Source organism: Streptomyces sp. NPDC018031, assembly GCF_044327625.1.
In the GTDB taxonomy this organism is placed as follows: domain Bacteria; phylum Actinomycetota; class Actinomycetes; order Streptomycetales; family Streptomycetaceae; genus Streptomyces.
Genome location: NZ_JBIRFT010000028.1, coordinates 1 through 21,027 on the forward strand (window position 1 = coordinate 1; position 21,027 = coordinate 21,027).

Annotated in this window: 17 protein-coding genes and 1 pseudogene; 14 read left to right on the forward strand and 4 right to left on the reverse strand. The window is 74.5% G+C overall.

Annotated elements, in window-relative coordinates; all coding sequences use genetic code 11:
* Window positions 1-356: pseudogene (locus ACH4B3_RS32615) on the reverse strand (hypothetical protein); the annotation flags it as partial.
* 263 nt (window positions 357-619) lie between these two features.
* Here ACH4B3_RS32615 and ACH4B3_RS32620 point away from each other — a divergent pair.
* The 13 genes from ACH4B3_RS32620 to ACH4B3_RS32680 all read left to right on the forward strand — a co-directional run bounded on the left by ACH4B3_RS32620 (window position 620) and on the right by ACH4B3_RS32680 (window position 14,774).
* Entirely contained in the window at window positions 620-2,170 is a 1,551-nt protein-coding gene (locus ACH4B3_RS32620) for a phage tail sheath family protein (protein ID WP_398469112.1), read from the forward strand.
* Between the two features lie 65 nt (window positions 2,171-2,235).
* Window positions 2,236-2,679, forward strand: a complete 444-nt coding sequence (locus tag ACH4B3_RS32625) for a phage tail protein (RefSeq protein WP_398469114.1) — start codon at window positions 2,236-2,238, stop codon at window positions 2,677-2,679.
* Window positions 2,679-3,143: a hypothetical protein gene (locus ACH4B3_RS32630; RefSeq protein WP_398469116.1), complete on the forward strand. Its 465-nt coding sequence runs from the start codon at window positions 2,679-2,681 to the stop codon at window positions 3,141-3,143. The genes ACH4B3_RS32625 and ACH4B3_RS32630 overlap by 1 nt, the downstream gene beginning before the upstream one ends.
* Window positions 3,140-3,283 carry a DUF6760 family protein gene (locus tag ACH4B3_RS32635; protein WP_398469118.1) on the forward strand — a complete coding sequence of 48 codons (144 nt, stop codon included), beginning with the start codon at window positions 3,140-3,142 and terminating at the stop codon, window positions 3,281-3,283. Before ACH4B3_RS32630 ends, ACH4B3_RS32635 begins: the two co-directional genes overlap by 4 nt.
* A gap of 91 nt (window positions 3,284-3,374) precedes the next feature.
* A complete protein-coding gene (locus ACH4B3_RS32640) occupies window positions 3,375-6,422 on the forward strand; it encodes a hypothetical protein (RefSeq protein WP_398469120.1) in 3,048 nt (1,015 codons plus the stop codon).
* 436 nt (window positions 6,423-6,858) lie between these two features.
* On the forward strand, window positions 6,859-7,290 hold the full coding sequence (locus tag ACH4B3_RS32645) for a phage tail protein (RefSeq protein ID WP_398469122.1): 432 nt from the start codon (window positions 6,859-6,861) through the stop codon (window positions 7,288-7,290).
* Between the two features lie 47 nt (window positions 7,291-7,337).
* Complete coding sequence (locus ACH4B3_RS32650) at window positions 7,338-8,246, forward strand: peptidase M23 (RefSeq protein WP_398469124.1); 909 nt, start codon at window positions 7,338-7,340, stop codon at window positions 8,244-8,246.
* Window positions 8,247-8,253: 7 nt separating this feature from the next.
* Window positions 8,254-10,077 carry a VgrG-related protein gene (locus ACH4B3_RS32655; RefSeq protein ID WP_398469126.1) on the forward strand — a complete coding sequence of 608 codons (1,824 nt, stop codon included), beginning with the start codon at window positions 8,254-8,256 and terminating at the stop codon, window positions 10,075-10,077.
* Window positions 10,078-10,144: 67 nt separating this feature from the next.
* Complete coding sequence (locus ACH4B3_RS32660; protein WP_398469128.1) at window positions 10,145-10,420, forward strand: PAAR domain-containing protein; 276 nt, start codon at window positions 10,145-10,147, stop codon at window positions 10,418-10,420.
* 2 nt (window positions 10,421-10,422) lie between these two features.
* The gene (locus ACH4B3_RS32665) at window positions 10,423-10,830 is read left to right on the forward strand and encodes a GPW/gp25 family protein (RefSeq protein ID WP_398469130.1); all 408 of its coding nucleotides are present in this window, start codon (window positions 10,423-10,425) and stop codon (window positions 10,828-10,830) included.
* Window positions 10,827-12,797: a putative baseplate assembly protein gene (locus ACH4B3_RS32670; RefSeq protein WP_398469132.1), complete on the forward strand. Its 1,971-nt coding sequence runs from the start codon at window positions 10,827-10,829 to the stop codon at window positions 12,795-12,797. The genes ACH4B3_RS32665 and ACH4B3_RS32670 overlap by 4 nt, the downstream gene beginning before the upstream one ends.
* Window position 12,798: 1 nt before the next feature.
* Window positions 12,799-13,362: a phage tail protein gene (locus ACH4B3_RS32675; RefSeq protein ID WP_398469134.1), complete on the forward strand. Its 564-nt coding sequence runs from the start codon at window positions 12,799-12,801 to the stop codon at window positions 13,360-13,362.
* The gene (locus ACH4B3_RS32680; RefSeq protein ID WP_398469136.1) at window positions 13,359-14,774 is read left to right on the forward strand and encodes an NADase-type glycan-binding domain-containing protein; all 1,416 of its coding nucleotides are present in this window, start codon (window positions 13,359-13,361) and stop codon (window positions 14,772-14,774) included. The genes ACH4B3_RS32675 and ACH4B3_RS32680 overlap by 4 nt, the downstream gene beginning before the upstream one ends.
* 290 nt (window positions 14,775-15,064) lie before the next feature.
* Here ACH4B3_RS32680 and ACH4B3_RS32685 read toward each other — a convergent pair whose 3' ends face one another.
* Complete coding sequence (locus ACH4B3_RS32685) at window positions 15,065-15,889, reverse strand: endonuclease I family protein (protein ID WP_398469138.1); 825 nt, start codon at window positions 15,887-15,889, stop codon at window positions 15,065-15,067.
* 159 nt (window positions 15,890-16,048) lie between these two features.
* Window positions 16,049-18,133 (reverse strand): SpoIIE family protein phosphatase, encoded by a 2,085-nt coding sequence (locus ACH4B3_RS32690; protein ID WP_398469140.1) that lies wholly within the window; start codon window positions 18,131-18,133, stop codon window positions 16,049-16,051.
* A 487-nt stretch (window positions 18,134-18,620) separates the two neighbouring features.
* Between ACH4B3_RS32690 and ACH4B3_RS32695 the strand changes: the two genes are divergently transcribed.
* A complete protein-coding gene (locus ACH4B3_RS32695; RefSeq protein ID WP_398469142.1) occupies window positions 18,621-20,213 on the forward strand; it encodes a carboxylesterase/lipase family protein in 1,593 nt (530 codons plus the stop codon).
* Between the two features lie 34 nt (window positions 20,214-20,247).
* Here ACH4B3_RS32695 and ACH4B3_RS32700 read toward each other — a convergent pair whose 3' ends face one another.
* Window positions 20,248-21,012 carry a DeoR/GlpR family DNA-binding transcription regulator gene (locus ACH4B3_RS32700; protein WP_398469144.1) on the reverse strand — a complete coding sequence of 255 codons (765 nt, stop codon included), beginning with the start codon at window positions 21,010-21,012 and terminating at the stop codon, window positions 20,248-20,250.
* Window positions 21,013-21,027: the final 15 nt, after the last annotated feature.

A 21,027-nucleotide genomic window follows, 5' to 3' on the forward strand; every position in this document is an offset into this window, starting at 1 on the left:
GACTCCGCCGCCGCCGGCGGATGCTGGGCGACCGCGCGCTTCTTCGCGGCCACATCGGCCTGGACCCGGCGGAACCCGGGAGCCTGCGACGGCGGGGGCTTCACCGGCGCGCTATAGCGCTGGGCGACCAGACCGGCAACGGCACGATTGCCCACCACACCCTGCAACCGCTGCACCAACCGCGGATCGGGAGCCTGGCGGTCGCCGGGCGCACCCGGCTGCGCGAGCGCGGGATCCATCGCCGTGTCGGCGGCCTGTGTAGGGGCGGGCGGCGCGGGTAGGCGTTGCACCGCGCCCCTGGCCGGGTCGGCGGCGGATCGCCCTGCCTTCGGCGCCTTCTCGCCGGGGGACTTCACGGCGTCACCCCGGGGTTCCGGGCGTTCCGGTCGTCACGCGCGCCATCTGGGCATGCGTGCTCGGCGTCACCGTGCGTCCGGACATGTCGCCCAGCATGAGCGGGGGTCGGCGGCGGCGGCTCAAGCGGACGGGCCGCGTTGCGGTGCAGCGGGGGTGCACGTTAGGGCAGCGTGGTCTGTACTCCGGGGCGGCCGAAAGCCCGTTCCGGTGATCCAGGACGGTGACAAGAATCGCTCTCGTTTCCCCGGTCAAGGAGAGTGGTATGCCGTCGTACCTGTCCCCGGGCGTCTACGTCGAAGAGGTCGAGTCCGGGTCCCGCCCGATCGAAGGGGTGGGCACGTCGGTCGCCGCCTTCGTCGGCTTCGCTCAGAAGGGTCCTTTCAACGAACCCACGCTGATCACGAACTGGACCCAGTTCACCAGCGTGTTCGGTGACTTCGTCGAAGGGACGTACCTCGCCAACTCCGTCTACGGATTCTTCGCCAACGGCGGTGGGATCTGCTATGTGGTGCGGATCGGTGGCCAGGGCAAGGAGGGGGAGGACAGCGCGGCCGCGCCGGGGGAGATCACCGCCGGAGCCCAGGCCCAGCTGGGCCCCTACGTCGTCCGGACGCTGCCCGGCGTCACCGGTGAGATCACCGTCGAGGTCGCCGACGCGGACGTCGAGGACCCGCCGCAGGACGTGTTCAAACTCCTGGTCAAGCGGGACGGCGAGGTGGTGGAGAGCTACCCGGCCGTCACCAGCAAGCGCAGCAAGGAGAACGTGGCCACCCAGGTCAAGGCCCGCTCCCGGCTGATCGCCCTGGAGGAGCCGGGCAAGGGCGCCGCGCCGGCCCGGCCGACGACCCAGTCGGTGCGGCTCGCCGTGCCGCCCGGCGGCGGGACCGAGACCGCTCCGGTGGCGGTGTCGGCGCAGACGTACGTCGGTGACGCCGACCAGCGCACCGGCTTCGGCGGCCTGGAGGCCGTCGAGGAGATCACCATGGTGGCCGCCCCGGACCTGATGAGCGCCTATGAGCGCGGCATGCTGGACCTGGAGACCGTGGTCTCGGTGCAGCAGGGGCTGATCACCCACTGCGAGTCGATGGGGGACCGGATCGCGATCCTCGACCCGCCGCCGGGACTCAGCCCCCAGCAGGTCCTCGCCTGGCGTCAGGAAGGCACCGGGTTCGACTCCAAGTACGCCACCATGTACTACCCGTGGCTCAAGGTCTTCGACCCGGCCGCCGGGCGGAACACCTTCGTGCCGCCCAGCGGTCACATCGCCGGGGTATGGGCCCGCAACGACGACTCGCGCGGAGTGCACAAGGCACCGGCGAACGAAGTGGTGCGCGGCGCGGTCGCCCTGCAGACGCAGATCACCAAGGGCGAGCACGACCTGCTGAACCCGATCGGCCTCAACTGCATCCGGGCCTTCGCCGGCCGCGGCATCCGGGTGTGGGGCGCCCGTACCCTGTCCTCCGACCCGGCCTGGCGCTACCTCAATGTCCGGCGACTCTTCAACTACCTGGAGGAGTCGATCCTGGCCGGCACCCAGTGGGTGGTGTTCGAGCCCAACGACGACGCCCTGTGGGCCCGGGTCCGGCGCACCATCTCGGCGTTCCTGGTCAACGAGTGGCGCAAGGGGGCGCTCTTCGGGCTCACCCCGGACGAGGCCTTCTACGTGAAGTGCGACCGGGAGACCAACCCGCCGGAGAGCATCGACCTGGGCCAGGTCATCTGCGAGATCGGGGTGGCCCCGGTCAAGCCGGCGGAGTTCGTGGTGTTCCGGCTGGCCCAGTTGTCCGGCGGCTCCGGCGCGGTGGACGAGTGACCCCTCCCGCGGCGGCCGGGCACCGGCCCGCCGACCCGCTACCGACCGATTCCTAGGAGGCCGGCATGCCGCTCCCCGATCTCGACAGCTCCGTAGGACACTCCTTCGGTCTGGAACTGGACGCCGTGCTCATCCGGCAGATCACCGAGGTCAGTGGTCTGAAGATGGAGCAGGACGTCATCGAGCTGAAGCAGAACACCGCCGACGGCAAGTACGCGATCAAGAAGCTGCCCGGGCGCCCGAAGGCCGGCGAGGTCACCCTGACCCGGGGCCTGACGGAGGACAACAGCTTCGAGAGCTGGATCAAGGACTCCCGGTTCGGGCGGATGACCACCGCCCGCCGGAACGGTTCGATCATCGTGTACGACTACGAGGGCATCCCGATCAAGCGGTACAAGCTCGTCAACGCCTGGCCCAAGTCGCTGGAGATCAGCACCCTCAAGGCGGGCGACACCTCGGTGCTCACCGAGAAACTGGTCATCACGTACGAGAGTATGGAAGTCGAGTGATGCGCCGAGGCTTTCCGGCACCGCCGCGGCCGCAGGAGAGCGCCGCGGCGGCGCCCGCCGAAGCCCCGGCCCGGGTGGAGCACACCGAGCGGCTGATCACCGAGTTCCCGTTCGAGCTGCCGCGCGGCTACGTCGACGACTCCGGCACCGTGCACCGCACGGGAGTGATGCGGCTGGCCACCGCCCGGGACGAGCTGATCCCGCTCCGCGACGACCGGGTACGGGAGAACTCCGCCTACCTCTCGGTGGTGCTCATCTCCCGGGTGCTCACCCGGCTGGGCACCATCGAGGACATCCACCCGGGCATCGTGGAGGACCTGTTCGCCTCGGACCTGGCGTTCCTGCAGGACTTCTACCGCCGTATCAACGCCGAGGGGCACACCCGGGCCGCCGTCACCTGCCCGTCCTGCCAGGAGAGCTTCGCGGTGGACCTGGCCGGCGGTGGTCGCCTGGGGGAATCGTGACGTACGCGGCGGACCGGATCCACGAGGAAGTCGCGTACCTGGCCTACCACTTCCACTGGCCGCTGGACCAGATCCTCGACCTGGAGCACGCCGACCGGCTCCGGTACGTGGACCAGATCGCGCGGCTCAGCCAGGGCTGAGGAAGCAGCACGGGCGGGGACCCGGGGCGTACGGGGGCGGCCCGGGCACGGACGTGCCCGGCACATCGAACGAGGGGGGAGCGAGGTACTGATGGGATTGCTGTCCTGGCTGAGCGGCCGTCGGCAGACCGCCGCGTCGGACGCGCCCGCGCCCGACGGCCCCCCCAGCGCCGACCCGGCTCCGGCGGCCGGGCGCCCGGCCGCACCCGCCTGGCGGGACCTGCCGCCGGTGCAGCGCACCGTGCCGGACACCGCGCTGATGATCGACCCCGACGGGTTCCGCGGCTCACTGGGCAGTTGGCGGGACACCAGCTTCCACACGCCGCTGGGCCACCTGGTCAGCCCGCAGGCGCCGTCCGGACTGGGGCACGGGCTGCTCAGCGCGGCCGGTTCCGGCGCCGCCACCGGCCCGACGGTGAGCAGACAGGCCGAGGGGACACCGGCCGGTGGCGGAGCGCCCGCCGCCGCACGGCAGGTGGAGATGATCTGGCCCAGGGGCGGTACCCGCACCGGGGCCCCGGTGCCGGTTCAGCGCGCGGGGACGTCGCTGGTCTCGGCGCACCCGCCCCGGACACCGACGGAGGCGCTGCACCAGCTGCCGGCGGTGCAACCGCCGCCCACCCAGTTGCCGTCCGCCGCCGACGTGCCGCCGGCCGAGCTGCCGCCCGCCGAGGTGCCGTCGTCCGCGGGGCCCGCCGCGGAAGCGCTCCACGGTGAGCTGCCGGAGCCCGCGGACCCGGGGGCCGGTCTGCCGTCGCCGACGGCCCTCGCGGAGGAGCCGACAGCCCCCACGGAGATCCCGGCAGCCCGCCAGGAGCCGGTGGAGAGCAGCTCCGGCAACACGGTCACGCACCCCGTTCAGCGCGACACCGACCCGGTGCCGGAGCCGTCGCGGACGCACCGCCCCGGTGCGGAGCCCCCGGTGCAGCGGGCAGTGGACCCGGAGGAAGGCGCGGCGGCTCCGGCCGGGCCGGCCCCGGAACCGAGTGCGGCCCGGCACGCCCCGGACCAGGGAGCCACCAGCACGGCCCCGTCCGGCCCGGGCACCGGACGACCGGTACCGGACGCCGCCACGACGGAGCCGGTGCAGCCGATCGGCGAGCCCGTCCAGCGGGTCCTGGACCCGGGCGGGCACGCGCCGGAGGCGGTGCGGCCGGACGCCGGCCGCGCGGCCGCGGTCCAGGGCGGCGCCGCACCGGCGCCGGCCCCGGTACAGCGAACCGGGCAAGCGGGCCGGCAGCCGGCGGAACCGGCACGGCGGGCATCCACCCCCGGCCGGCCGGGGGTGGAACCGGTGCAGCGCACGACGGACCCGGCACGGACCACCCCGGAACCCGTGCAGCGGACACCGGACCCGGGGTGGTCGAAGGCCCCGGAACCGGTGCGGCCCACGTCGGATCCGGGCCCGCGGGCCGCGGCCCCGGTACAGCGCGCACCGCACCCGGACCGGTCGCCGCACCAGCCGGTCCGGCCGGTGCCGGTGCAGCGCGCCGCCGCGGACACGGATCGCCCCGAGCCGGCGCCGGTGCAGCGCGCGCCGTGGACGGCCCGGCCGGTAGCCGAGCCGGAAGCGCCGACCGGCGGGCCGGACACCTCCCGCCGCCCGCACTTCGGACTGGGGGAGCCGCTCACCGCACTGCCGCCGACGGCCCAGCGCACCCCGGCCGCCGGCCCCGGGACGACCGCTCCGCAGGTCGCCGCACCGGACGGCGGCACGCCGGAGGATGGCGCGCCGGACATAGCCGTGCCGAACGCCGCCGCGCCGGACGGTGGCGACCCGGAACCCGGCGCACCGCCTCCGGTGGCCCAGCGGCAGGCGTCCGACGGTGACGGCGCCGGGGGCGAGCCGCCGACCGGGGAGGACGGCGGTACGGACCCGGGTGAAGGGTCCGCGCCGCTGCTCGGAGACGATCCGCTGGTGCTCCGAACCGACTCGGGGCCGTTGCCGGACACCACGGCGCAGTCCCCGGAGCCGGCCGGGCGGCCCCCGGCGCCCGGTGCGCAGCCGCCGCCGACCGGTGGTGCGGCGGTGCCGGAGCGCCCGGCGTGGGCGCCGGTCCCGTTGCAGCGCGCCGAGGCCGACGGCACACCCGTCCGTGCGGCCCCGGTGCCGCCGGGCGCGGGCGCGGTACGGGTGGTGCCCTTGGTGGCCCAGCGGTCCGTACCGCTGTTCTCCGGGGTGCGGCCGCCGCAGGACGGGTCGTCACCGGCCGTGCCGGCCACGGCGCCCGCGGCCGTGCCGGTCCGGTGGACCGCCGGCGCCGCGGAGTCCGCTTCCGCACCCGGCCCCGGGCCGGCCTCCGGCTCCGGGCCGGCCGGGTACGCGGTGCAGCGGTCCGCCTCCGGCCCTCCGACCCGGCCGGGGCCGGGGACCGGGGCCGGGCAGGGCCCGGGCACCGCACGCGACCGGTCGGCGCCGGCCGGGACGGCGGTGTGGCAGCGCACCGTGGCGCCGACGTCCACCGGCGGCGCGGCCGTATCCGGGCCGGTCGGGCCGATCGTCCCGCCGGCCATGGACGGGACCCGGTCCACGCCGGGTGCCGTTCCGCCCGGCCCCGGTTCCCCGCCGCGGGTGCAGCGCTGGGCCGCCGGAGCGCCTCGGCCGGCGGTACTTCCGGGTGCGCCGCCCGCGCCGGTCGTACCGGTGCCGTTCCCGGGTGCCGGCGGGCCTGCCCGGGCCGGCGTGCCAAGCCCGCCGGTGACCGCCGGGCTGCTGGACGCCGGGGCGGTGGCCGTCGCCGCCGGGGTGGCCCAGCGGATGGCCGACGGCTCGGTGGTGTTCCCGCCACCGGCCGTACCGTACGCGGCCGTTCAGCGGGATGCGGACACCGACGGGGGCACCCCGGCCGAACCACCACCGGAGTCCTCGCCCGAGCCGGTGCCGGAACCGGCGTCCGAGCCGTCCCCGGGGGCGGGATCCGCGCCCGAGCCGGCCTCGGAAGGCGCCGGGAGCGGGCAGCAGTCCGCTCCGGAGGCAGGTGGGGAGGGCGGCGGGAAGGGACCCGGGGGGAAGGGCGGGGCACCGGCGGTCACCGACGAACTGGTACGCGCCCTCTACCCGCCACTGAGCCGGATGCTCAAGGCGGACCTCCGGCTGGAGCGGGAACGGGGCGGATTCCTGATCGACACCAGGCACTGAACGGAGCCCGCGAGGGTGCTCCGCACCGCACCCCGCGACCCACCCGGCACACCGAGACGACGACACGGCACCCGGAGACGACGAACGGCAGACAGGACGGCGACACGGCACACGGCACCGCACACGGCACGACTCGACCCACGGCACGACCGCGACCACGGCACACCCGGCGTACGGCACGGCACCACCGGCAGGACCCACCGACCGCACCGGCCGCACGGGCGACATACGGCCCGGCCGACCACCGGCCGGAGCCAGGCCGTCCCGGCACCACCCGCACCACCCGCACCACCGAGCACCACCCGCACCACCGGCACCACCGAGCGCCACCCGCACGACCGAGCACCACCCGCACCGCCCGCACCACCGAGCACCGCCCGCACCGGCAGGACAGTACGAGCTCGGACCGAACGAGCCGCGAGAGAGAGGACAGGCCGTGCCCGCACCCGAGGACCCGGCGGTCAGCGTCTGCTTCGTCGTCACCATCGACGGCATCGAACTCGGCTCGTTCAACACCTGCGAGGGCCTGGGCTGCGAGGTGGTGCTGGAGCAGCGCGAGGAGGGCGGCAACAACATCCACCTGTGGCAGCTGCCCACCCGTCTGAAGTACTCGAACGTGAAGCTGTCCCGGCCGCTGACCCGGGAGACCGAGAAGGTCGCCAAGTGGTTCGCCAGCATGACGACCGGCTTCAGCCGCAAGACGGCGCACATCGAAGCGCGTACCGGGGACGGCCAGAAGGTCGCCCAGTGGGGCCTGCTGGAGGTGGTGCCGGTCCGCTGGACCGGGCCGGTCTTCAACCCCGAGTCACCCAAGGTGGCGACCGAGACCATCGAGATAGCGCACCACGGCTATGTGATGGAGGGCTGAGTGGTGAGGCGAGCGGGATGTGACCGAGCGGCACCAGGGGGTGCCCGATGAGCGCGCCGGTGGCGTTCAGCGCCGCCGGGGCCGGGGGCGGTGGAGCCGGAGGCGGTGGTGCGCGCCCCAAACTCGAACACGCCTATCTGGAGCTGCGCACCCCGCCGCCGGGCGGCAGCCTCACCCCGGGCGGGCCGTGCGGCCGGATCGACTTCCAGTTCAACCCCAAGGAGCTGAGCGTCACCAAGGCGGCGGCGTGGAAGCGGAACAACGCCAAGGGGGCGAAGAGCGCCGGGCCGCCGGAGTACCAGGGGCCGCAGCCCAGCAAGCTGACCGTCGAGATGTTCTTCGACGCCAGCGACTCGCAGGACACCAGCGTGGTGAAGTCGGTGGAGCAGCTGTTCGCCTGCTGTGTGCCGACCAACGAGACCCGCCAGCAGCAGCGCTCCTCCCCGCCCTGGGTGGTGTTCCACTGGGGCGGTCTCACCGGATTCCCCGGCTACGTCAGCCAGGTGCAGGTGAAGTACACCCTCTTCACCACCTCCGGGGTGCCGATCCGGGCGGTCTGCCAGGTCACCATGGAGGAGATCAGCGGCGAGACCCCCGGCCAGAACCCGACCTCGGGCGCGTTGCACGCCCGCCGGGTGCACCGGGTGCGGACCGGGGACACCCTGCCGCACCTGGCCTGGCGGGAGTACGGGGACCCGACCGTCTGGCGGGTCATCGCCGAGGCCAACGGGATCGACGACCCGATGCGGCTGACCGGCGGCCGGGAACTGCTGCTGCCCGCCCTCGACGAGATCGAGCGGCTGCAGGAACTCCCCGACGGCGGCTCCCCGGCCGGACCCCCGCGGAACGGGACGTCGCCGGCCGGCGGCGCCCCGAACCGGCGGCTCGAGCGCACCGGGGAGGCTCCGCGCGCCGTTCCGCACACCGCGCGCGCCGCCCTCGGCCCGGGCCGGTGAGGCGGACGTGGTCGAACAGAGCGTCGCCAAATCGGTGGTCGTGGAGATCGAGGGCCGGCCGCTGCCCGCGGGCCTCGCCAACACCCTGGTCGAGGGCCATGTGGACGACAGCCGCACGCTGCCCGGGGTGTTCTCGCTCCGGTTCCGCGACCCCGGCCGGGTGCTGCTCCAGCAGGGCGGGATCAAGATAGGCGGCAAGGTGCGGCTGCTGGCCCGGGCGGGCGGCGGCTCGTCCGGCGAGCCGCTGCTCACCGGTTGTGTCACCGCGCTGGAGGTGGAGATCGACGACACCGGCACCTTCACCGTGGTGCGCGGCATGGACGACTCCTACCGCCTCTTCCGCGGTCGGCGGGTGGCCAGTTACCAGAACATGACCATCGCCGACATCTGCTCCCAGGTCGCGCAGCGCGCCGGGCTGAAGGCCGGGAAGATCGACGTGGCCGGGCCGGTGCTGGAACACGTCGCCCAGCCGGGCACCAGCGACTGGGAGTTCGTCCGCGGCCTGGCCGCCGAAGCGGGCGCCCAGGCGTACGTGGACGACGGGCAGCTGCACGTCACCAAGCCGACCGAGGCGGGCGGCGCGCCGGACGTCTCGGCCCGGGCCGACAAGAACCCGCTGGTGCTGGAGATGGGCAACAACCTGCTGCGCTGCCGGGCCGGGGTGTCCGCGGCCGAGCAGGTCTCCAACGTCGAGGTGCGGGGGTGGGACGTCCGGACCGCCCAGCCGCTGATCGGCCGGGCCGACGCCGGCCGGACCAGCACCCTGGAACTCGGCGTCACCCCGGCCCAGGTGGCCCAGCCGTTCGGAAAGGCGGACCACCTGGTCTCCGACGGCGCCTACGGCTCCCAGGCCGAGGTCGACCAGGTGGCCAAGGCGCTGGCCGAGCGGATCGCCGGGTCCTTCGGCGAACTGGAGGCGGTGATCCGCGGAAACCCGTCGGTACGCGCCGGCGGCGCGGTGACCCTCACCGGGGTCGGGGAGCCCTTCGAGGGCCGGTACACGGTGACCGCCGCCCGGCACGTGTTCCACTCCGCACGCGGCTACGAGACCTGGATCACCGTCTCCGGACAGCAGGAGCGCACCCTCCTCGGGCTCACCCGCGCCGGCGGCGGCGGACACGGCCGCGGCACCGGCACCGCGCGCTGCGCGGGGCTGGTCAACGGCACGGTCACCGACACCAAGGACCCGGAGGGGCTCGGCCGGGTCAAGGTGCGGTTCCCCTGGCTGTCCGACCAGTACGCCACCGACTGGGCCCGTACCGCGCAGGCGAACGGCCTGGGGGACGGCGAGTCGTTCATCCCCGAGATCGGTGACGAGGTGCTGGTCGGGTTCGACCAGGGCCACCTGGGGCGCCCCTATGTGCTGGCCTCCCTCTACAACGGCAAGGAGAAGCCGGGCCAGAGGGGCGCCGCGGCGGACGGCACGCCCGTGGACTCCACCACCGGGGCGGTCAACAAGCGGGCCTTCGGCTCCAAGACCGGAAAGCTGGAAGTGCTCGACGCGGCCAACGGCAACCAGGGCGTCCGGCTGTCCACCGAGGGCGGGAAGCTCAAGATCGACCTCGACCGCAAGGGCACCACCATCGTGGTGCACAGCGACGGCACCGTGGAGATCGACGCCAAGGACAAGGTGTCCGTGAAGGCGGGCAGCGGGGTGACGGTCGACGCCGGCAGCGGCGCGCTGGAACTCACCGGGGAGTCGGTCAAGGTGACCGCGCGCAGCGCGGTGGAGATCCAGGGCAGGGAGGTGTCGGTGAACGGCACCGCGAGTACCGAGCTCAAGGGCGGCCGGACGCTCAGCGTCAAGGCCGGCCTGGTGGAGATCAACTGACCGCGGCGACGCCGCGGAGCACCACTTCGGACGGTTCGACGGTTCACGACTAAGGGGCGAGGAGCACATGCCAGCAGCCGCACGCGTCGGCGACCCCACCGGGCACCCCGGTACGATCGGCCCGCCCGGCGTGGTCACCGTGCGCATCGGCGGCATGCCCGCCGCCACCGTGGGCAACCCGCACACCTGCGCCGCCCCCTCTCCCCACCCGCCGTCGCCGATCGCGCCGCCCGGCAGCACCACGGTGCGCATCGGCGGCCGGCCGGCCGCCCGGATGGGCGACATGGCCGGCTGCGGGGCCCCGATCCTGTCCGGTTGCCCGACCGTGCAGATCGGAGGGTGACCATGGCGCAGCAGTTCATCGGCGCCGGCTGGGCCTTCCCGCCGCGCACCGACGCCACCGGCAGCATCGCCCTGGTCAGCGGGGAACGCGAGATCGAGGAGGCGATCCGGCTCGTCCTGGGCACCTCGCCCGGGGAGCGGCCGATGCGCCCCGAGTTCGGCTGCGCGCTCGGTGAGTACGTCTTCGCGCCCGCCGACGCCGGCACCGCCGGACAGCTCGCCTACGAGGTGCGGCTGGCCCTGGAGCGGTGGGAACCGCGGATCGAGGTGGTGGACGTCGTGGTCCGCTTCGACGAGGCCGACAACGGGGTGCTCTACATCGACGTCAGCTACCTGGTGCGGGGCGCCAACGACCCACGGAACCTGGTCTTCCCGTTCTACGTCATCCCGCAGCACGAGGAGGGCGCATGACGCTCCCCAGCCCCAACCTGGACGACCGGCGCTTCCAGGCGCTCGTCGACGAGGCCAAGCGGCTGGTCCAGCAGCGCTGCCCGGAGTGGACCGACCACAACGTCTCCGATCCGGGCGTCACCCTGATCGAGGCGTTCGCCACCATGGTCGACCAGCTCGTCTACCGGCTGAACCGGGTACCGGACAAGAACTACCTGGCCTTCCTCGACCTGATCGGCGTACGGCTGTACCCACCGACGGCGGCCCGCGCCGACGTCACCTTCTGGCTCTCCGCCCCGCAGCCCGAACCCGTCCGGATCAAGGCGGGCACCGAGGTCGCCACCGTCCGCACCGAGAGCGAGGAGGCCGTGGTCTTCACCGTCAGCCGCGACCTGTCGGTGCCCCCCTGCTCCTACGCCCACCTCGCCACCTGGCCCGCCACCGGGGGCGCCACCGACCGCTCCGAGGAGCTGGCCCTCGGCCGCGACGTACCGCTGTTCTCCACCTCGCCGGCTCCCGGCGACTGCCTCTACATCGGGCTGTCCAACCCGGTTCCGGCCGGCGTGGTGGCCCTCCGGCTGGACTGCCGGGTCGAGGGCGTGGGCGTCGACCCGCGCCGCCCGCCGCTGGTGTGGGAGGCGTGGGACGGCAGCGGCTGGGTGGTCTGCGAGGTCGACAAGGACGACACCGGCGGGTTCAACAAGGAGGGCGAGGTCATCCTCCACCTGCCGGCCGGCCACACCGGCTCGGTCGTCGCCCGGCACTCCGGCGGCTGGCTGCGCTGCCGGCTCGTGGAGGCGGCCGCCGACCAGCCCACCTACCTCCACTCGCCGACCGTGCGGCAGATCACCGCGTTCACCATCGGCGGCACCGTGGAGGCGTCGCACGCCGAGACCGTCACCGAGGAGATCCTCGGCCGGTCCGAGGGCGTCCCCGGCCAGAGCTTCCAGGTGGCGCGGCCCCCGGTCGTCCAGAGCGAGGAGCCCTTCGTGGTGGAGGTGGCGGAGGCCACCGGGTGGGTGGAGTGGACCCGGGTGGACAACTTCGCGCACTCCACCGTCACCGACCGGCACATCACCCTGGACCCCAACTCCGGCCAGGTGGACTTCGGCCCCGCGGTGCGGGAGGGCGACGGGTCCCTGCGGCTGTACGGCGCGGTGCCGCCGCAGGGCTGCGCGGTCCGGGTACGCGGCTACCGCACCGGCGGCGGCCACCGGGGCAACGTGGCGAGCGGGTCCCTGCGGGTGCTGCGCAGCTCGCTGCCGTACGTGGCCCGCGCGGAGAACCGGCGCGCGGCCCTGGGCGGCGTGGACGGGGAGACCGTCGAGAACGCCCGGGCCCGCGGCCCGATGACCCTGCGCACCCTGCACCGGGCCGTCGTCCCGCACGACTACGAGCAACTCGCCCGGGAGATCGCGCCGGACGCCGCGCGGGTCGCCTGCGTACCGGCCGGGAACGTCCGGGACGCCGACGCCTCCGGTGAACCGGCCAACGGCGTCCGGCTGCTGGTGGTACCCGCCGGACGCAGCGACGCCCAGGGCCGGATCCGCTTCGACGAACTCATCCCGCCCCGGGACACCCTCGCCATGATCGCCGCCTATCTCGACGAACGGCGTCCGATCGGCACCCGGCTGGTGGTCGAACCCCCGTACTACCAGGGCGTCACCGTGGTCGCCTCGGTGCAGGCGGCCCGCGGCTGCGCCCCCGACAAGCTCCGGGACGCGGCCCTCACCGCCCTGTACGGCTACTTCAACCCGCTGACCGGCGGGCCGGCCGGGCAGGGCTGGCCGTTCGGCCGGCCCATCCACTCCGGCGAGGTGTTCGGGGTACTCCAGCAGGTGCCCGGCGTGGACCTCGTCGAGGACGTCCGGCTGTTCCCCGCCGACCCGCTCACCGGGGAACGCGCCGAAGCCACCGCGAAGGTCACCCTCGACCGCCACGCGCTGGTCTTCTCCTACGAACACCAGCTACGGGTCCGGGAGGCATGAGGTGCGCGAGACGCTGCCCGGACTGCCCAACCCGCACCCGCTGCTGGACCAGCTGCCGGGGCTGTACCAGGACCACGACTTCCTCAAACGGTTCCTCGGCGCGCTGGACGAGGTGCTGGCGCCGCTGCTGCTGACACTGGACAACCTGCCCGCCTACCTCCATCCGCGTACCGCGCCGGAGGACTTCCTGTCCTGGATGGCCGGCTGGGTGGCGGTGGAGGTGGACGAGGAGCGCCCCGACACCCAGCGGCGCGCCGTGGTGGCCGGCGCCACCACCCGCCACCGGCAGCGGGGCACCCGCCAGGGGCTGGTGGCCGCCCTGCGGGTCGAGACCGGTGTCGAACCGGAGATCAGCGAGAGCGGAGGGGCCATCTGGTCCGAGACCTCGGGCACCGGGCTCCCGGGGTCGGCCCGGCCGTGGGTGGCGGTCCTGCTGCGGGTCCCCGAGCCGGCGCGCCACGACCGGGCCCGGCTGGAGCAGCTGGTCGCCGCCGAGGTACCCGCCCATGTCGCCTACCAGGTAGAGATCGTGCCGCTCGTGGCGGACGGAAGGGATGCGTCATGACGTGCCCCGAATGCGGACATCGCAATGCTGCCGGGGTGCAGTTCTGCACCTCCTGCCAGGCGTTCCTGGAGTGGGACGGCAGGCCGGACCAGGGATCCGGGACGCCCGGGCCGCCCGCCGCCACGGCCTCGCCCGACCCCCCGGGGCGGCCCGGCGGCCCGGGGACGGACCCGGCGGCCACCCCGGCCGCGTCCGCCACCACCACGGAGCAGCCCACCGCGACGGGCCCGTCGGCCCGGCCGGCGGCACCCGGTCGGCCGGCCGGGTCCACCGCCCCGGCCACCGCCACCCCGGCCCCGGCCACGACCGACGCGCCGACCATGCCGTTCGTGGCCGACCGGGCTGCGGCGGCGCCGGCGGCCCCGCCCAGGCCGTCGCCGGAGCCCGCGCCCCCGCCGTCGCCGGCCGCCCCGGCCGCGCCCGAGGCGGTGGTGCCGCCGGCCGCGGCCCCGCCCCGGCTGGTGGTTCCGCCGCTGCCGTCCGCGCCGCCGACGCGCCAGGCGGCCGCGGAACCGGCCGCCCCGGCCGCCCCGCGCCCGGCTCCGGCCGCGTCCACCGCCCGGCGGCCCGGCGAGCGGCTCCGGTACGGCGACGGGCCCGACCACCGCGAGGGGGACCTGGCAGCCGAGCCGGGCGGGACGTCCGCCGCACCGCCGGCGGCCGCCCCGCGGCCGGTCCGGGCCTGCCCGCGGTGCCGGGCCGACAACGCCACCGACCGGAAACTGTGCTCCCGGTGCGGAGCGCTGCTGGACCCGGTGGCCGCGTCCGGCCAGCATCCGCCGCTGCCGTGGTGGCGCAAATTCTTCCGGTGGGGCTCCGAGCGGGAGCTGGCCGCCGGGGCCCGGCCCCGGCACCGCGCCTGGCCCCGGCCCCGGCTCGCCCTGCCGATCACGGTGCTGCTCCTGGCCGGACTCGCCTGGTTCGCCCGCTCCCAGCTCAGCGAGGTGTTCACCTTCACCCAGGACCAGACGGCGAAGCCCGAGGCGCTCCGCCCGGAGACGGTACGGGCCTCCAGCGAGGCGTCCGGGCACCGGGCCGGCGCGGCCTTCGACGGGTTCAACAACCGCTACTGGGCGCCTGCCGCCGGCGGTCCGGGCGACGGACAGTACCTGGAGGCGGAGTTCGCCGCCCCGGTGCGGCTGCGGAAGGTCATCATCACCTCCGGCAGCTCGGCCAAGCAGGACGAGTTCCTGCTCCACGCCCGTCCGGCGGGCATCACCGTGACGCTGACCACGGCGGACGGCGACCGCAGCACCAAGGCGATCAACCTCAAGGACCAGGCGGGCGAGCAGACCTTCGACCTGCGCGGCTCGGACGTGGTGAAGGTCCGGCTGACGTCGGACGCGGCGTTCGGCGCCCGGTCGGACCGCCGACTGGCCATCGCCGAGGTGGAGTTCTTCGGCCGGCGCTGAACCGGCGGCGGGCGCGGGGTACGCCGCCCCCTCGGCGTACCCGGCCCGGCCGCCGGGGCCCGGCCGCCGGGGGCGGCCGTGGCACGCCCCCGGCGGCCGGGGGCCCGGTGACGGCCCGGCCGGCCGGAGTCCTGCCCGGGCCACGACCGCCCCGGCGCCGTCACCGGACCGGGTGCTACGCGCGTCGCCCGCCGGCCGGCCGGGTCCCCTTGATCGGCTACGCGCGTCAACCGCGAACGGCTACGCGCGTCACCACGACAGCTACGCGCGTCGCCCGTGGACGGTGCGCGTCACCAGATGGCCTCGACCCACTCCGGGTGGTCGATGAACGGGTTCCGGTTGTGCTGGTACTGGTCGAAGATGACCTGGTTGCGGCGCTTCTCGAAGGTGTCCGGCGGGTCCTGGAGGCTCCACTGCTTCAGCACCGAGAGCCGGCCGTGGTACGGGAGGGAGCCGTTGTTCACCCGGTCGTTGGGCTCCAGGTTGGGGAACCCGTCGTTGCCCTCGTAGCGGACGGCCATGTAGAGGATCATCCGGGCGACGTCGCCCTTGACGGCGTTGCGCGGCTCGAAGGAGTCGGCGTCGGTGTAGTTGCCCGGGGCGCCGCTCACCGCGCTGCCGCCCTTGTCGAAGTCCTTGTTGCCCCTGATGCTGTTCACCGTCACGTCCTCGGGACGCAGGTGGTGCACATCGGTGCCGGGGCCGGTGGCGGTGCCGAAGTCGCCGTGGGACTTGGCCCACACGTGCTCGCGGTTCCAGTCACCGGAATTGCCCCCGGCGCGGCTCTTGCTGATCGAGCGTCCGGTGTACAGCTCGATGACGTTCGCGGAGTTCGCCGGGTCCTGGTCGGTGACCTTCAGCGCCTCCCACACCTGGGTGTAGCTCAACTTGGACTGGTTCTTGATGATCGAGTGCAGCGCGCTCTTCAGCTCCGGCCCGGTCTTGCCGATGGCGTTGCGGTAGTAGGTGTCGTCGTACGAGCTCACGGTGGCCGTGGCGGCGGCCGCGGGTGTGGGGGACGCGGTGGCCGGGGCCTGGGCGACGAGCCCGACCGTCACCGCGAGGGCGGCGGTCAGGGGCAGGGGTATCCAGCGGGTCACGCGGCGGACTGACATGCGGAAGTCCTCTCCCGTGGGGGACCTCGCGCCGTCCACCGAGGAGTGATCGGCGACCGATGCGAGGTGATTGGTTGAATGGGTCAACCGGGAGGGTGACACAGACATGACACTCAGGTGTGAACCCGATGCGGCGGTTGTGTGTCAGCGTGGTGGACGCTACGCGCGACAGTCGCCGACGCGTGACACCAGCAGGGCCACGTCGTCGTGCTCCGCCGGATTGCGCAGCGCCGCCAGCAGCTGGTCGCAGAGCGCTTCCAGGTCGTCCCCGGGCTCGGCGAGCAGGTCCACCAGCATCTCCAGCCGGGTGTGTATCGGCTGGTCGCGCGTCTCGACCAGCCCGTCGGTGTACAGCACCAGCAGGTCCCCGAGGGCCAACTGCACGGTGGTCTCCTCGAAATGGACCCCACCCACCCCCAGGGGCGCCCCCGCGGGCAGCTGCAGCAGCTCCGCCTGCCGCCCGGGCCGCACCACCACCGGCGGCACATGACCGGCCACCGAGATCGTGCACCGCATCAGATGCGGGTCGTACAGCGCGTAGATGCAGGTGGCCAGGGCCGGATCCAGATCGGCGGCGGTGCGGTCCAGATGGCGCAGCACCTCGGCCGGGGGCAGGTCCAGCTCGGCCAGCGTCCGGGTGGCGGTGCGCAACTGCCCCATGGTGGCCGCGGCGTTGATGCCGCTGCCCATCACGTCACCCACCACCAGTGCGGTCCGGTCCCCGGTGAGCGGTATCGCGTCGAACCAGTCGCCGCCGATCCTGGCCGCCGCGTGCGCGGGCTCGTAACGGTAGGCGATGTCCAGCCCGGTGGGCTGCGGCGGGCGGTGGGTGAGCAGATGCCGTTGCAGGGCGAGCGCGGTGCGCCGCTCGTTCTGGTACCAGCGGGCGTTGTCGATGCACACCGCGGCGCGTGCCGCCAGTTCGCCCGCCAGCACCACGTCCTCCTCGTCGAACGGCACCGGATTGCGCGCCCGGCACAGGTCGAGCGCGCCCAGCACCTCGCCGCGGGCGATCAGCGGTACCGCCATGTAGGAGTGGACCCCGGCCTTGGCGAGCAGCTCCGCCGAGCGCGGATTGGGCGCGATCGTGCGCAGCTCCCGCTCGGTGACCCGCTCCACCAGCACCGGGCGGCCGGTCACCACGCACTGGGTGATCAGCCGGTCGGCCGCGTAGGCGGCTATCTGCCCGGCCGGGTCGGCGGCCTCCACGGCCTCGGTCGGATAGGCCGCGGTGACGGCGAGCGCCCGGAAGCGCTCGGTGCCCGGGGCGGGCGCCGGGGCCCGGCGGCGCCCCTCCAGCACGGCGTCCAGGATGTCCACGGCGCCCAGGTCGGCCAGTTCCGGGACCAGCACGTCCGCCAGTTCCCGCGCGGTGCGGTCCACGTCCAGCGTGGTGCCGACGGACACCGAGGCGTCCGCGATCAGCGCCAGCCGTTTGCGGGCCCGGGCCGCCTCCCTGGCCGCCTGGTGCTGCTCGGTCACGTCGATCACCGAGACGGACAGCCCCAGGACCCGCCCGCCGGGGTCCTCCAGCCGGTAGTACGACACCGACCAGGCGTGTTCCACTCCGGGGTCGGCCGGCGGTCGGCCCACCGTGTACTGGTTGAGCACCGGTGCGCCGCCGACCAGCACCTCGCGCATGGTCCGGGTCAGCGCACCCGTGTCCAGGAACGGCAGCATCTCGTCCAGACCGCGGCCGATGTGCTCCTCGACGGAGCGGCCGTTCATCCGGGCCAGCGCGGGGTTGACCATCACATAGCGCAGCTCGGTGTCGTAGACGGCCAGGCCGATCGGGGACTGGGCCACCAGCCGTACCGAGAGCGCCAGGTCCTGTTCCACCTCGCGCAGCACCGACTCGTCGGCGGCGATGCCCAGGGCGTAGGAGGCGCCCTGCTCGTCCAGCAGCCGCATGTTGCGGAACTCGATCATCCGGGTGCTGCCGTCCTTGTGCCGGACCGGGAAGACCCCCGCCCAGCTCTCGCCGGCCTCCATGACCTCGGAGAACAGCCCCAGCACCAGGTCCACGTGCTCCGGCGCCACCAGTAGTTGCAGCGCGTAGCGGCCCAGCGCCTCGTCGGCGCTCCAGCCGAACAGCTTCCGCGCCTGCGGGCTCCACAGCGTGATCCGGCCCTTGGCGTCCAGCATCACGGCCGCCACTCCCAGCACGTCCAGCAGGCCGCCGGGCTCGGCCGGGCCGGCCGCGGCCGGGGCGAGGCTCGTGGGGAACGCGTCGGTCGAACCCATCGAGGCACTCCTTCCGCCGGCCGTCGCGGGGCGCCGGCCGTGGGGCCGGTCCCCGCCCCGGCCGGGCCGGCCGCCGGCCTCCATCATCGCCCCGGGCGCGGGGTACTTCCAGATCAAGTGCGATGACCTTACCGGACCAATCCGGCCCCCGGCCGTCGTACGGCACGGCGTGCCGTCCGGCGTCCGGGGGCGGTGCGGTGGCGGAATGCGCCGCTCCACCGGGCCGCCGCCGCCGGATTCCCGTCCGTGCCGTGCTGACCTGCGGTGACGGTCCGGGTCCCGGTTCCAAGCCGGCCTCCGGGCGCCGCTACGGCACGCCGTATCGGGGTGCACCGGGTGCCGGGCCGCGGTGCCCGGGGCGCGGGGCCGTCCGCGGGCCCCGGGTGACGGCCGCGCCGTGGCCGGGAAGCATCAGGCGAAGGGCGGCTCCCGGGTGGCACCGGGCCCGCCCCGGCGGATGCCGCGACGACCGGAGGGCGCACCGAAGATGGACCACGTCAACACCACCAACACCAACGACACCAACAACGCCAACAACACTGCCAGCACCGACAGCACCGTCGACACCGGTACCACCACCAACGCCGTCACCACCACGCACGGCACGCTCCTCGGCCGCGAACGCGACGGCGTCACCGCGTTCCTCGGAATCCCGTACGCCGCACCGCCGTTCGGGCCGCGCCGGATGCGTCCGCCGCGGCCACCCGAGCCCTGGACCGGGGTCCGCGAGGCGCTGGAGTACGGCCGGACGGTGCCCCAGCCCGGCTACCGGCCGCCGCTGAGCGACCTGTTGCCCAACGCCGGGAACCCCGGTGAGGACTGCCTCAACCTCAATGTGTGGACCCCCGCCCCCGGCCGGACCGGCGGCAGGCTGCCGGTCATGGTGTGGATCCACGGAGGCGCGTTCCGCAACGGCGCCGGTTCCCTGCCGCTGTACGACGGTGCCCGGCTCGCGGCCGGCGGCACCGTGTGCGTCACCCTCAACTACCGGCTCGGCGCGGAGGGCTTCCTGCTGCTGCCCGACGGCACCGCCAACCTCGGGCTGCTCGACGTGGTCGCCGCCCTGGAGTGGGTGCGGGACAACATCGCCGCCTTCGGTGGCGACCCGGACCGGGTCACCCTCTTCGGCGAGTCCGCGGGGGCGATGGCCGCGGTCACCCTGATGGCGATGGACCGCGCCCGCGGGCTGTTCCACCGGGTCGTCGCGCAGAGCGGAGCCGGCCACCACACCCACCCGGTGGACGTCGCCCGCCGCATCACTGAACGGCTGGCCGCACTGGCCGGTGTCGAGCACACGGTGGAGGCCCTGGCCGCCGCGCCGCCGAAGCGCCTGATCGCCGCCAACAACGCCCTCGCCATGGAGTTGGCCGGCGCCGAGGACCGCAAGACCTGGGGGGAAGCGGTCGGCGGCATCGCCACGCTGCTGCCGGTGGTGGACGGCGTGACCCTCCCCGCCCGCCCGTCCGACGCCCTCGCGGCCGGCGCGGGGGCCGGGATCGACCTGCTGATCGGCACCAACGCCGAGGAGTTCCGCTTCTTCCTGGTCCCGGTGGGCCGTCACCACCGGGTCACCGAGGACTCCCTGCGCCGGACGCTCACCGCGTACGGCGTCGACCCGGAGACCGCCCTGCCCGTGTACCGCGCCGCCCGCCCCGGGGCCGTCCCCGGGGATCTGCTCTCCGCGGTGATGACCGACCAGATCTACCGGATCCCCGCCCTCCGGCTCGCCGAAGCCCGCGCCGCGTACCGGGCGGCGACCTACGTCTACGAGTTCGCCTGGCCCTCGCCCGCCCTCGACGGCCGGATCGGTGCCTGCCACACCCTGGAGATCGGCTTTGTCTTCGGCCGGCTCGACTCCCCGCTGACCGGTGACGACGCCCCGGCCGCGCTGTCCGACCGGATGCGCGGTGCCTGGACGGCCTTCGCCCGCGACGGGCGGCCCGGCACCGCCGACGGACGGCTGCCCGACTGGCCCGCCTACGGCACCCGCCGCGCGGTCATGCGGCTGGGCGGCGGTCCGCCGACGGTCCGTCAGGACCCTGCCCGGCAGGAGCGGTTGCTGTGGGAGGGCGTCCGCTGAGCGCGGCGGGGCGCGGCGGGCACGGGTAGCCCGGTCACACCTGGCGCACGGCCACGCCCGCCGCGCGCAGCGCGGCCAGGTCCTCGGGGGACGCGGACGCGTCGGTCACCACCGCGTCGATCGCGTCGAGCGGCGCCACGAACGCCAGGGCCGTCCGGGAGAACTTCGCCCCGTCGGCGACCGCGATCACCCGCCGGGCCGAGGCCATCGCCGCCCGCTTCACCGCCGCGTCGGCGAGGTCGTAGGCGGTCAGCCCGTCCCCGGGGGTGAGCCCGCAGCAGCCGATGACCGCGGTGTCGAACCGCAGCGCGGCCAGCGACGCCTCCGCCAGCGGGCCGGTCACCGCCAACTCGCCGCGCCGGGCCTCGCCGCCGGGGAGCAGCAGCGTCACCGCGGCGGGGGCGCCGGCCAGCACGTTCGCCGCGTGCAGGGAGAGCGGCATCACCGTCAGCGGGCGGTCCGCCACCGCCCTGGCGACCTCCAGGCACGTGGTCCCGCTGTCCAGCACCACCGACTCGCCGTCCGCGATCATCCGCGCCACCTCGGCGGCGATCCGTGCCTTGGCGTCGACCCCCTCCCGGACCCGCAGGCTGAACGGAGGCTCCTCGCCGCGCAGCACCAGGCTCCGGGCGCCGCCCCGGTAGCGCTCCACCAGGCCCTGGCCGGCCAGCTGCTCCAGGTCCCGGCGGATGGTCATCTCCGAACAGCCGGTGATCGCGGCGAGCTCCGCCACGCTCAGCCGCTCCGCGTCCCGGAGGGCTTCGGTGATCGCTGTCAGTCGGTCCGTGGTCGATCGCATGGACGTATCGCACAG